At 70.2% G+C, this 12,590-nt stretch carries 10 protein-coding genes; 9 read left to right on the top strand and 1 reads right to left on the bottom strand.

Translation table 11 applies throughout. The features are described from left to right. Positions 1 to 132 precede the first annotated feature (132 nt). The 6 genes from OG534_RS09440 (at position 133) to mpaD (ending at position 7,238) form a co-directional block, all read left to right on the top strand. Entirely contained in the window at positions 133 to 942 is an 810-nt protein-coding gene (locus OG534_RS09440; protein ID WP_326587642.1) for a 2OG-Fe(II)-dependent halogenase WelO5 family protein, read from the top strand. Positions 943 to 958: 16 nt separating this feature from the next. Then, positions 959 to 2,194 carry an ATP-grasp domain-containing protein gene (locus OG534_RS09435; RefSeq protein ID WP_326587641.1) on the top strand — a complete coding sequence of 412 codons (1,236 nt, stop codon included), beginning with the start codon at positions 959 to 961 and terminating at the stop codon, positions 2,192 to 2,194. 119 nt (positions 2,195 to 2,313) lie between these two features. Beyond that, positions 2,314 to 3,429, top strand: coding sequence for an ATP-grasp domain-containing protein (locus OG534_RS09430; protein ID WP_326587640.1), 1,116 nt, complete (start codon positions 2,314 to 2,316; stop codon positions 3,427 to 3,429). Further along, on the top strand, positions 3,426 to 4,613 hold the full coding sequence (locus tag OG534_RS09425; protein ID WP_326587639.1) for an ATP-grasp domain-containing protein: 1,188 nt from the start codon (positions 3,426 to 3,428) through the stop codon (positions 4,611 to 4,613). The genes OG534_RS09430 and OG534_RS09425 overlap by 4 nt, the downstream gene beginning before the upstream one ends. Before the next feature lie 76 nt (positions 4,614 to 4,689). Then, entirely contained in the window at positions 4,690 to 5,970 is a 1,281-nt protein-coding gene (locus OG534_RS09420) for an MFS transporter (protein WP_326593535.1), read from the top strand. Between the two features lie 44 nt (positions 5,971 to 6,014). Then, positions 6,015 to 7,238 (top strand): daptide-type RiPP biosynthesis aminotransferase, encoded by a 1,224-nt coding sequence (mpaD, locus tag OG534_RS09415; protein ID WP_326587638.1) that lies wholly within the window; start codon positions 6,015 to 6,017, stop codon positions 7,236 to 7,238. A gap of 129 nt (positions 7,239 to 7,367) precedes the next feature. Here mpaD and OG534_RS09410 read toward each other — a convergent pair whose 3' ends face one another. Beyond that, complete coding sequence (locus OG534_RS09410; RefSeq protein ID WP_326587637.1) at positions 7,368 to 8,585, bottom strand: helix-turn-helix domain-containing protein; 1,218 nt, start codon at positions 8,583 to 8,585, stop codon at positions 7,368 to 7,370. Positions 8,586 to 8,897: 312 nt separating this feature from the next. Between OG534_RS09410 and OG534_RS09405 the strand changes: the two genes are divergently transcribed. The 3 genes from OG534_RS09405 to hflX all read left to right on the top strand — a co-directional run bounded on the left by OG534_RS09405 (position 8,898) and on the right by hflX (position 12,534). Beyond that, on the top strand, positions 8,898 to 9,122 hold the full coding sequence (locus tag OG534_RS09405) for a hypothetical protein (protein ID WP_326587636.1): 225 nt from the start codon (positions 8,898 to 8,900) through the stop codon (positions 9,120 to 9,122). A gap of 243 nt (positions 9,123 to 9,365) precedes the next feature. Then, entirely contained in the window at positions 9,366 to 10,892 is a 1,527-nt protein-coding gene (locus OG534_RS09400) for a M1 family metallopeptidase (protein ID WP_326587635.1), read from the top strand. Between the two features lie 127 nt (positions 10,893 to 11,019). Continuing rightward, entirely contained in the window at positions 11,020 to 12,534 is a 1,515-nt protein-coding gene (hflX, locus tag OG534_RS09395; protein WP_326587634.1) for a GTPase HflX, read from the top strand. Positions 12,535 to 12,590 lie beyond the last annotated feature (56 nt).

The following is a 12,590-nucleotide window of genomic DNA, read 5'->3' as shown; positions in this document are numbered from 1 at the left end:
TCATTTATGCAGGTGGAGGGCCTTTTGATGGCTGGGACCGATCACTTGCCAAGATTTGGCAACCATGGCAATGTTGTGTCCGGGACGGGGATCGCGCCGCCTGATGAGCCACATCGGCAGGAGGTATTTAGGGTGACTGAGCAATGGGGTCGCATCGTCATCGACGTCGATCGCGACAAGAACATCGACGGAGCGGACCTGGTCAGGCGCTTGGTCGACGGCACGGTGGCCGTGGTGGTGCTGCGCAATCTGCTGCCCGAGTCCGTGTTCGACGCGAACCGGGAGCGGCTGGCGCCGGTCTTCGGCCAGGCGTCCACCACGCAGTACAGCAACGGCAGCCTGACCACCATCGGCCCCTACCTGGCCAAGCACCTGGACGATCCGGACACGTACTTCGCCGAGGCGCTCAAAGCCAACGAGTTCACCGAGTCCATCGGCGTCGACCTCGGCGCGCGGACCCGTCAACGCCTGGCCGAAGTGCTGGACCTGAAGCGGTTCGACACCGAGTCCGAAGCCGACGGCCGCAGCTACTCGCAGCAGAACGTACGGATCTACGCGGACAACATCCGCACCCCGCTGCACAACGACAACATCATGCGCGACGCCGCGGGCACCGGACTGGCCCTGGCCGAACTGCGCCACCAGCTCAGCTGCGTGGTGTGCATCCAGGAGTGCGAGGACGGCGGCGAACTGCGCATCCACCGCAAGCGCTGGTCCGGGGAAGACAACGAGTACAAGATCGTCGGCGGCCTCGGCTACGACGAGGCGGTGACGGGCGACGCTCCGGCCCACGAGTTCAAGCCGCGAGCCGGGGACGTCTACCTGCTCAACCCCACCTACTACCACTCCATCGAGCAGGTCACCGGTTCCGACCGGATCACCATGGGCTTCTTCTTCGGCTTCTACGACGACGAGCTCACCGAAGCCGTCTCGTGGATCTGACGTTCGGGGGACGGACATGAGCGAGAACATCCTGGTCATCGGCTCCGGAGACCAGCACTTCCGCGAGTACGCACTGCGCGGTCTGGCCGAGCGCCACCGCGTCCTGCTGATCGCCCAGACCCCGCTGGCCTGGCAGTCGCCGTACGTGGCCGACCACCGCGAGGTCGAGCTGAAGGACCGGGCGCAGGTGCTGGCCGCGGCCAAGGAGCTCGCCGCGGTCCATGAGGTGGCCGGCGTGCTCACCTGGGACGAAATGCAGGTCCGCGTGGCCGCGGAGGTCGGCGCCGCTCTCGGCGTGGCGACCATGCCGGTCGAGGCGGCACGGGCGTGCCGCGACAAGGCGCGACAGCGCGAGCGCTTCCGGGCGACGGGCGTCGCGTCGGCACGGTACGACCTCGCGGGCTCCGTCACCGAGGCGGTGGCCGCGGCCGACGCCATCGGCTACCCCGTGGTGCTCAAGCCCCGCGGCCAGGCCGCGAGCATCGCGGTCCGGATCGTCCGTTCCGAGGCCGAACTGCGCGAGACGTTCGCCCTCGTCCGCGACGCGGAGAACCCGTCCATCGAGGACGGACTGGTCCTCGTCGAGGAGTTCCTGGCCGGTCCGGAGATCGCCGTGGACAGCTGGGTGCTCGACGGCAGGGTCGAGCCCTTCTCGATCTCGGCGAAGCGCACCGGCTACCCGCCGTACTTCGAAGAAGTGGCGCACGTCGTCGGCAAGGTCCTCGACGGCGAGACCGAGGCCGCGGTCCGCGAGGTGGTGATCGCCGCGAACAAGGCCCTCGGCATCGACCGGGCCGTCACCCACACCGAGCTGATGCTCACCACCGACGGGCCCAAGGTCGTCGAGGTCAACGGCCGGCTCGGCGGCGACCTCATCCCGCACCTCGCCGAGATCGCGGTCCCCGGCCTGTCGATCGGCGGCGTCCTCGGCGCCGTCGCCACCGGCAGCGAACCCGAGCCGATACCGCAGCCGGACCGCCTGGTCGGCATCCGCTTCCTCTACCCCGCGTCGGACATGACGTTCGACGACATCGACGTCCCGGCCGGGCTCACCGACGAGCCGTGGGTGCACGAGGTACGGCGGGTCAGCGAACCAGGCACCGAACTCCGCCTGCCGCCGAGGCAGTTCCTCGGCCGCGCGGGCTTCGTGATCGCGACCGGGGACACCGTCCCCGACGTGGACGAGCGACTACTGGCGCTGGCGGACAAGGTGTCGCTCGCCGGCACCTCGCTGGTCGACCAGAACCAATGACACAGCACGACGATTCTTTGGACAGGGGCAGACAGATGGCGAAGGCGGTCATTTTCGGCGAGTACAAACTCGCCCGGATCCTTCCGGGGCTGCGAACACGTGGCATCACGGATGTAGTGGTGTATTCCGCGGTGGACTTCGACGGCTTCGACGTCGAGGTCAAGCGCCTCGGCCTCGACTGGACCGCCGCGGACGTCCTGGAGGTCCTGGCCGAAGAGCGGGCGGACGTGGCGATCGCCAACCCGTACGCCCATGGCCAGGAACAGCTCCCCCTCGCGTACGGCGAGGCCGTCGCCAAGTGGGACGGTCACTTCCTGGCGCACCCGGCCGCGTTCGCCGAGGTCGCCTGCGACAAGGTGGCCCTGCACGAGACGGCGGTCGCGCGAGGCTGGCCCGTGCCGGAGGGCGCCGTGTGCACCGACGCCGGCCAGGTCCGCGCGACCGTGGACCGGCTGGGCTTCCCCGTCGTGGTGAAGGAGGCCCAGTCGCAGGCGGGGGACGGCCGCTTCTTCGTGGAGTCGGCGGCCGGCCTGGACGCGATGCTGGCCGGCGACCTGGGGCTGCCGGTGATCGTGCAGCGCTTCCAGCAGGGCTTCGAATGCGGAGTCGAGGTGATCAGCTCCGGCGGCTCGCACGTGCGCTGGCCGGTCGCCTCCCTGGGAAGCCTGGACACCGGACTGGACCCCTCCTTCCGGGCCCGGGCCATGCCCTTCGCGCTGCCCGAGCGCGCCGCCGCCTCCCTGGAACGGCTGATCCTCGACATCGAGCAGAACATGGTCCCGTTCGGACCGTGGCAGATCGACTTCGCGGTGGTCGACGGTGACCTGTGCCTGCTGGAGATCAACGCCCGGCTGGGCGGCCTGTCCGACCTCGACTCCGTCGCCACCGGCACGGACCCGCACTCGGTCTTCGTCGCGGTCGCCACGGGCGAGCAGCTCCCCGCGGTCACACAGCGCATGGTCGCGATCGAGCTGCCGTCCACCGAGGTCCCCGGCAACCCGCTGCCGGCGGAGCCCGAGGGCAGCAACCTCATGACGGTCACCGCCCGTACGCCCACCAACCGGTGCTTCGTCAACACCGACCACATGCAGGTCATCGTCACCGTGGCCGAGGTGGGGGCCACCAAGAAGTGGATCACCGAGCTGCACGGCGCCGGCCTGCTGCGATGCTCGACGGACAGCGCCTTCGCCCAGCTCGACAAGGCCCTGGCCACCTTCGAGGAGGCGCGGCGGTGAGGGTACTGATCGCGGGGCTGGGGGAGAAGAAGGAGTTCGGACTGCGCTCCCTGCGCGACGCCGGACACTTCGTCGGGGTCATCGACCTCGCCCACCGCATCCCCGTAAGCCTGGTGGACTGGTGGCGGGCCGGCGACCGTTTCTCCGCCGAGGCGATGCTGACCGCCGCCCGCTCCGCCGACTTCGAGTGGGACGCCGTCCTGTGCTGGGAGGAGCTGTCCACCGACCTCGCCCGCGAAGTCGCCGAGCAGCTCGGCGTACCGGCCACCCGTATGCCCGCAGGGCACTTCCGGGACAAGGGCGTCATGCACGCCCGCCTGCGGGAACTCGGGCTTCCGACCCCGCAGCTCGGTGTCGCGCACGACCTGGCCGCATGCGAGCGACTGATCGACGGCAGGTACCCGGCCGTCGTCAAGCCGACCGACTACGGCGGCAGCGGCGGAGTCAAGATCGTGCCCGGCCCGGACGACCTGCCGGCGGCCTTCGCCTTCGCGATGGACGCCGCGCGCACCGGCCGGGTGGCGGTCGACCGCTACGTGTCCGGCGCCGAGTACAGCGTCGAAGCGGTCACCTGGGCCCCGGGAAAGACCGAGATCATATCGGTCACCGAGAAGCACCTGAGCAGGCCGCCGTACTTCGCGGAGGTCGGCCACGTGTCCCCGGCGGTGCTGCCCGCCGCGGACCGCGAGCAGCTGGAGCGCGAGACCGTCCGCGTCCTCGACGGCCTCGGCATGGAAGCCGGCGTGTCCCACGCCGAGTTCCGGATGACGCCGGACGGTCCGCTGCTGATGGAGGTCGCCGGACGGCCCGCGGGTGACCAGATTCCGCGGCTGGTGGCCCTGGCCACCGGATGGAACCTGTATCTGGCGGAGCTCGGCGCGGTCGTCGGCACCCCGTCGTCCCCGGACGCGCCCGCGGTGGAACGCGCCGCCATCAGGTTCTTCAACGGTGACGGTGAGACGCCCTTCCGGCACCCGGTGACTCTGGACGACGCGATCGTGCCGCCGTTCTCCGAAGTGCTGCACGAGCTCTGCTACTTCGAGCCCGAGGGCGCCGTCACCGACGCCCCGCGCGGCATCGGAGGGCGCAACGGGCACGCGGTACTGGCCGGCTCGCGCGAGCGGGTCGCCGAAGCCTTGCACCTCTTGGACAACGGCGCCCCCATCTACCAGGGCGACGACTAGCCAAGCCTTCGGCCGGCTCCACCCGCAGCGGCGGAGCCGGCCCAGGCGAGCAGGGGAGAAGAAGTACGTGCTGAAAATGGAAACCGCGCCGAAGACGGAACCCGCGCCCCGCCGGGGTCTGTGGCGCAACTACGACTTCCTGAAGCTCTGGTCCGGCGAGACCGTCGCCCAGATCGGAGCCCAGGTCACCCAACTCGCCCTGCCCCTGCTGGTCCTCGGGGTGATGGACGCCGGCGCCTCGGAAGTCGGCCTGGTGTCCGGCATGCAGCTGCTGCCCGCCCTGTGCGTGACGCCACTGGCCGGTCTGCTGATCGACGCGTGGGACCGCCGCCGGATCCTCCTCGGCGCCAATCTCGGGCGGGCCCTCGCTCTGGCCATGGTGCCCGTGCTGTACTTCGCCGACGCCCTGTCCATTCCGGCGCTGTGCGCGATCGCCTTCGTGGTGGGCGCCTGCACCGCGGTCTTCGAGGTCGCCTACATCGCGTACCTGCCGGCCATCGTGCGGCACGACGACCTGGTCGAGGCCAACAGCAAACTCCAGGCCTCGTACTCGGTGTCGCAGATCGGCGGGCCCGGTCTCGGCGGCCTGCTGACCAAGTCCCTCGGCGCCTGGTTCGCCATCCTCGCCAACGTCGCGTCCTACCTGGCCGCCTTCGTGGTCCTGTACCTCATCCGCCACCGCGAGCCCGCCCGCACCGGCGACACCGCGGCGAACCGGCCCAGGTTCAGCGACGTGTTCACCAGCTTCGGCCTGCTCTGGCGCCACCGGGTGCTGCGCGTCCTCACCTTCCAGGCGGGCTGGTTCAACTTCTGCGAGCAGGCCATCATGACCCTGTTCCTGGTGTACGCGGTCAAGGAACTGGACATGGACGCCGGCGGGGTCGGCACCGTCCTGGCCCTGGGCGCCCTCGGCTCCCTGCTGGGCGCGGTGGCCGCCAAACCGCTCGGTGACCGCCTCGGCTTCTCGTCCACCCTGGTCGCGGCGATGGGCGTGGCGTCCAGCGCCCCACTGCTCCTGGCGTTGACCGGCGGGTCCGACTGGTCCAGCTTCCTGCTCGCCGTTCTGGCCTTCGGCATCTACGGCTTCGGTCTGACGATCTACAACGTCCACGTCGTCGCCTTCCGGCAGTCGGTGATCCCGCTCGACGTGATCGGCCGCGCGACCGCCGCCTATCGCATGCTCACCTACGGCCCCTTCCCCCTCGGCGCGCTGATCAGCGGCATCCTGGGCGAACGGATCGGCCTGTGGAACGCGATCTTGACCATCGCGGTGATCTCGGTCATCGGATGGCTGGCCTTCGCGCTCGTCGGCAGGAAGTCCCTGCGCTCGGCGGAGCACACCGAACAGACGAGCTGACAAAGACTTTTCCGACATCAACCACCACCAACTGTGAGGTTCGCATGACCGTCAACACCGACCGCTACCCGCTGTGGGAATCGCTCGTCCAGCCCAGCCGCTACGGGCGGCCCGAGGTCCACGGGATCGGCTGCGAAGGCAACCGGGTCCACTTCGCCGACGGCACTTCCGCCCTCGACGTGATGAGCGGCCTGTGGAACGCCAACCTCGGCTACGGCAACAAGGCCGTGACCGAGGCCATCACGGATTGCCTGAACACCGCCTCCTACCTGCCCCTCTTCCGCGGCGGCCACCGTCTCGCCGAGCAGGCCGCCCGGGCGGTGCTGGACGTCAGCGGTCCCGGCCACTTCGGCCGCGTCCTCTTCTCCACCTCCGGTGGCGCCGCCAACGACGTGATGATGAAGCTGGTCCGCCACTACCAGGCGCTGCGCGGCGACGAGGACCGCGACGTGGTCGTCGGCCTCAGGAACAGCTGGCACGGCCTGACCTACGGCAGCTTCGCCCTGACCGGCCAGCCGCTGGGGCAGGACGTCTACCGCGTCGACCGCAGCAAGGTCCGTCACGTCAGCCACGAGGACGTCACCGAACTGGTCGAGCTGCTGGCCAGGGAAGGCGACAAGATCGCCGCCGTGATCCTGGAACCGGTCCTCGGCACCGGTGCCCACCCGGTCTCCGACGAGCTGCTGGGCGCCATGGAAGAGCTCCGCGCGCAGCACGGGTTCCTCGTGGTCGCCGACGAGGTCGCCACCGGCTTCGGCCGCACCGGCAGCTACTTCGCCTCCCAGAACTGGCCCTTCAAGCCCGACGTGATGATCACGTCCAAGGGCCTCACCAACGGCACGTGCGCCGCCTCCGCCATCGTCGTCTCCCACGACGTCTGCGAGATGTTCGAGCGCACCGACGCCGTCCTCTTCCACGGTGAGACCCAGGCCGGCTCGCCCACCAGCTGCGCCGCCATCATCGCCACCATCGCCGAGATGGAGCGCCTCGACGCGGTCACCCTGGCCCAGAAGCTCACCCAGAAGCTGGACGCCCTCCTGGAGGAGATCTCCTCCCACCCGCTGGTCGTCGAAACCCGCGGCCTCGGCTGCTTCCGCGGTATCCAGCTGTCCGTGCCCTCCGACGGGCTCACCGCGGCAGCCCGCCGGCACGGTCTGATCGTGCAGCCGGGTACCGACTTCATCATGCTCGTCCCGTCCCTGACCTACACCGACGAGGAGTTCGAGGAGCTCGCCAACGGCCTGCGCGCCGCTCTGGCCGAGATCTGAGGGACCGCCCGCCGGCGGTCCGAAAGCCTGGAGGCTCCCTACCGGTAACGGTAGGGAGCCTCCAGGTGTTTCAGGCCGGATGCACGTCGGCCGCGTCGACGGTGCGCCGACGCGGTCGACGTGCTGGGATCAGCCGGCCGATGTGTGCTCCAGGGTCTCGGCCAGGATCTGCCAGATCTCGGCGGCCAGGTCGAGGTTCGCGGCGCGTCGGGCGTCCTCGCCCAAGTGCTTGAGCCGGGCGAGCCCTTCCTTCCGGTGGCCCTCCACGATCAGCAGCCTGCTGTCCAGGGTCTGCAACCGGATCCGGTCACGGTAGTTGAGCATCAGCTTGTCGACGTCGAGCTGGGAGTGGGCCGCCCGGGCGTCGGCGTACCGGCCCTCCTCGAACGCGAGGTGGGCCTGCAGCGCCAGGATTTCCTGCTGCTGGACCGGCGTACCGACGAGGGCGAACGCCGCCTCCGCCTCGTTCAGGTGGGCGCGTGCGGACTCGGTGGAAGGAGGACTGCCCTGCAGATGCAGGGAGGCGGCGGCCAGCCGGAGCCGCGCCCACAGTACGGGGTCGACACGGCTGTCCAGGATGGCCATGGCCTGATGCAGGAACGCGCACGCGGCGTCGTCGTCGCCCTGGCGGGAGCAGACCGTGGCGGCCGTCCAGAGCGCCTCGGAACGCAGGGTCTCCGACCCCTCCGCCACCAGCTCGACCAGCTCTTCGGCGTGCGCCCGTGCGTCGGGCAACCGGCCCGCCTCCGCCTCGACGGAGACGAGGGCCAGCAGCGCGTTTGCCTCGTCGGACACGGGCAGGCCGGCCTGCTTGGCGACCTGGTGGGCGCTGACGGCGAACTCGAGCGCGCGGGCGACGTCACCCTTGGCGCGCAGGCACCGGGCGAGCCGGCTCTTGGACCTGCACTGCAGTGCGGGCAGTTCGAGGTCGTCGGCGATGGCGGTCAGCTCTTCGAGACAGGCCAGCTCCTCGGCGTGCTCGCGGCGCGCGTGCCAGTACCGTTCGATCAACCACAGCGCCTGCCAGCGCAGCAGCGGGTCCTCGTCCCGGGCGGTGGCGAAGACGTCGATGAGGTCCTCGATTGCCTCGCTGCTGTCCGTGGAGGCGGCAAGGCTCAGTGCCTGGGTGAGTGAACTGCTGCTCGGCTGGATGTAAAAGGCCGAACGGTCGACGTCCAACCGCTTGGCAAGATAAGCGATCACTCGCTCCGTGGGTTTCCGGGCGCCCGATTCCAGGCGCGACAGGTATCCCGTCGAGATTTCGTCGCCTGCCAGTGCGGCCTGGGAGAGTCCTTGCTGCTGTCTCAACGCCTTGAGGCGGAGCCCGAAGGACGACTCTGTTGACATATGAGTCCTACATTCAATGCTGCGGAAGCGGCCCCCGGTTGTCCGCGTCACTTTAATTCAGCTCTGGGCGGTTTGGCAAACCTCATGCCTGATGTCCTGCCACAGCCTGCCACGGCCATGCGATGGGTGCGGATTTCTGGTTGACCACCTTGGCAATATTTGGCAAGCTCAACTGCCAGGTGGGGCTGCGCGCCCCGGACTGATGATGCTGCGGGGTATCCACCCCCTGCTTCATCTGGACCTTTTCATGTTGCCTCCCTTGTCCTCGCCCTGTCTGGAGCTGTCATGCGCATGCGTTCGTCTCTTGCTTCCGTGGCCGTCTTGCTGTCCGCCGTCGCCGTGACCGTCGCCGCCGCACCCGCGGGCGACATCGACTGGCCGTCGCCCGCTCCCAGGATCGCCGCCGCACCCGCGGGCGACATCGACTGGCCGTCGCCCACTCCCAGGATCGTCGCCGCACCCGCCGGCGACATCGACTGGCCGATGCCCGCGCCCAGGATCGCCTCCGCACTCGCGGGCGACGCCGACTGGCGTTGATCCCCACCGTGACGCGAGCGAGCCGCGGGAAGGCGGCGTTATTACGTGCGGCCCGCCACCCGTGAGGGAGGCGGGCCGAAATCGTGTGGGCGGCGGACGACCTCCCGCCCCCTCCAGGCCCCGCGGTCTCCCGGGGCCTCCGGACCTCCGGCGTGTCACCGGGCGGCCCGGAAAAGCCCCGTTCGGGTGGCCTCGTCGCGCGCCGTTCGCAGCGGCGCGGCGGGCGCTGGTAAGCGGTGGTGGATGCAGCTCTCCTCCCCGCGCCTGCGCGCCGCCCTGCTCGCCGCGGCCTCCCTCACCCTCGTCGCCGCCGTTCTGCCCCCGCCGACGCCGCTGGGCATCGGCGACCGGCTCTTCCCCGAGCTCGGGAACCCCGGGTACGACGTGCTCTCGTACGACCTGTCCTTCGCGTACAAGGACAACCTGAGCCCGCTCGACGCGGTGACCGTCATCGACGCCCGTGCCCTGCAGCGGCTGGAGCGGATCAACCTGGACTTCACCCACGGGAAGGTGGCGTCCGTCGAGGTCAACGGGGAGCCGGCGCGGTTCGAGAGCGTGGGGGAGGACCTCGTGCTGACCCCCGCGCGCGCGGTGGCGGACGACGTGCCGCTGCGCATCACCGTCCGGCACACCAGCGACCCGCGCGGACGCGGGGACGGCGGCTGGGTGCCCACCGAGGACGGCCTGGCCATGGCCAACCAGGCGGACGCCGCCCACCGGGTGTTCCCCTGCAACGACCACCCGGCCGACAAGGCGTACTTCACCTTCCGGATCACCGCCCCCGCCGGGCTCACGGCCGTCGCCAACGGCGAGTCCGTGGCCCCCGCCCTGCGCATCGGTCCCTCGACCACGTGGACCTACCAGACCCGGCACCCGATGGCCACCGAGCTGGCCCAGGTCTCCGTGGGCCGCTCCGCCGTCGTGCACCACACCGGACCGCACGGGCTGCCGCTGCGCGACGTGGTGCCCGCCGAGGACAGGGAGCGGCTGGAGCCCTGGCTGGCGAAGACCGCGGGCCACGTCGAGTGGATGGAGGAGCGGGTCGGCCGCTACCCCTTCGAGAACTACGGGGTGCTGATCGCGCGGGCCACGACCGGCTTCGAGCTGGAGACGCAGACCCTCTCGCTCTTCGAGAACAGCCTCTTCTCGGGCGAGGCCTACCCCGAGTGGTACGTCGAGTCCGTGATGGTGCACGAGCTGGCCCACCAGTGGTTCGGCGACAGCGTCTCCCCGCGGACCTGGTCCGACCTGTGGCTCAACGAGGGACACGCCACCTGGTACGAGGCCCTGTACGCGGACGGCCTCGGCAAGTACTCGCTGGAGCGGCGCATGCGCGAGGCGTACCAGCGCTCGGACCAGTGGCGGGCGGCGGGCGGCCCGCCGGCCGCCCCGAAGGCCGCGCCGCCCGGCGAGAAGATCGGGCTGTTCCGGCCGGTGGTCTACGACGGCGCCGCGCTGATCCTCTACGCGCTGCGGCAGGAGATCGGCTTCGAGGCCTTCGACCGGACCGAGCGGCGGTGGGTCTCCGAGTACCGGGACGGGGTCGCGGGCACGGACGACTTCGTACGCCTGGCCTCGCAGGAGGCGGGCCGGGACCTCGGGGCCTTCCTGGAGCCCTGGCTGTACGGGAAGACGACCCCGGCGATGCCCGGGCACCCGGAATGGAGCGCCCCGGCCGCCCCGGCCGCCCCGGCGGCCTCGGGCAAGGCGGCGTCCGGCAAGCCAGGGGCGGGCGGGGCAGGCGCGGGCGGGGCCGCGTCCGGCCAATAAAGGGTGTGACCGGCGAGGAACGGGCATGTCACCATCGACGGGGCCGTTCGGGGAATCCCCCGGCGGTGTGACACGTTGGACGTGACAGTCAGCGTGACAGCGCTATTCGAATCGACGTAAGGATCCAATGACCTCCTCTTCTTCCCCTTCCCAGGACGCGCGGGACGCACAGGACGCACAGGACGTGCGTGACCCGCAGAGCTTCACCGAGAGCCTTCGGGCCGATGCCCTGATGGAAGAGGACGTCGCCTGGAGCCACGAGATCGACGGAGACCGGGACGGCGAGCAGCTCGAACGCTCGGAGCGCGCGGCCCTGCGCCGCGTGGCCGGCCTCTCCACCGAGCTCGAAGACGTCACCGAGGTCGAGTACCGGCAGCTGCGCCTGGAGCGTGTCGTGCTCGTCGGTGTCTGGACCTCCGGCACGGTGAACGACGCGGAGAACTCCCTCGCGGAGCTCGCCGCCCTCGCCGAGACGGCGGGTGCCCTCGTACTCGACGGCGTGATCCAGCGCCGTGACAAGCCGGACCCGGCCACCTTCATCGGTTCGGGCAAGGCCCGCGAGCTGCGCGACATCGTCATGGAGAGCGGCGCCGACACCGTCGTCTGTGACGGCGAGCTCAGCCCCGGCCAGCTCATCGCCCTCGAAGACGTCGTCAAGGTGAAGGTGGTCGACCGGACCGCCCTCATCCTCGACATCTTCGCCCAGCACGCCAAGTCCCGAGAGGGCAAGGCACAGGTCGCGCTCGCGCAGATGCAGTACATGCTGCCGCGACTGCGCGGCTGGGGTGCCTCGCTGTCCCGGCAGATGGGTGGCGGCGGCGGTGGCGGCATGGCCACGCGCGGCCCCGGTGAGACCAAGATCGAGACGGACCGGCGACGGATCCGCGAGAAGATGGCGAAGATGCGCCGGGAGATCGCGGAGATGAAGACCGGCCGTGACATCAAGCGGCAGGAACGGCGTCGCAACAAGGTGCCGTCGGTCGCCATCGCCGGCTACACCAACGCGGGCAAGTCCTCGCTGCTCAACCGCCTCACGGGCGCGGGCGTGCTGGTGGAGAACGCACTGTTCGCCACCCTCGACCCGACCGTGCGCCGGGCCGAGACGCCGAGCGGCCGGGTCTACACCCTGGCCGACACCGTCGGCTTCGTCCGGCACCTGCCCCACCACCTCGTCGAGGCATTCCGCTCCACGATGGAGGAGGTCGGCGACTCCGACCTGATCCTGCACATCGTGGACGGCTCGCACCCGGCGCCGGAGGAGCAGCTGGCGGCGGTGCGCGAGGTGATCCGCGAGGTCGGCGCGGTGAACGTGCCCGAGATCGTCGTGATCAACAAGGCGGACGCCGCGGATCCGCTCGTACTGCAGCGGCTGCTGCGGATCGAGCGCCACTCCATCGCCGTCTCGGCGCGGACCGGCCTCGGCATCGAGGAACTGCTCGCGCTCATCGATTCCGAGCTGCCGCGGCCCGAGGTCGAGGTGGAGGCCATGGTGCCGTACACGCGCGGCTCGCTGGTCGCCAAGGCGCATGCCGAGGGCGAGGTGATCTCCGAGGAGCACACCCCGGACGGCACCCTGCTCAAGGCGCGGGTCCACGCGGAACTGGCGGCGGACCTCGCTCCGTACGCGCTCGCGAAGCAGTAGGCGGGCCGGACGGCTCGGTTGGTGGCATGACGGCTGAGGCCCCCCTGCGGTGCAGG

The sequence above is a fragment of the Streptomyces sp. NBC_01294 genome, assembly GCF_035917235.1.
In the GTDB taxonomy this organism is placed as follows: Bacteria; Actinomycetota; Actinomycetes; order Streptomycetales; family Streptomycetaceae; genus Streptomyces; species Streptomyces caledonius.
The sequence above is the reverse complement of the archived record's forward strand: the minus strand, read 5'-3'. Positions and strand labels throughout refer to the sequence as shown.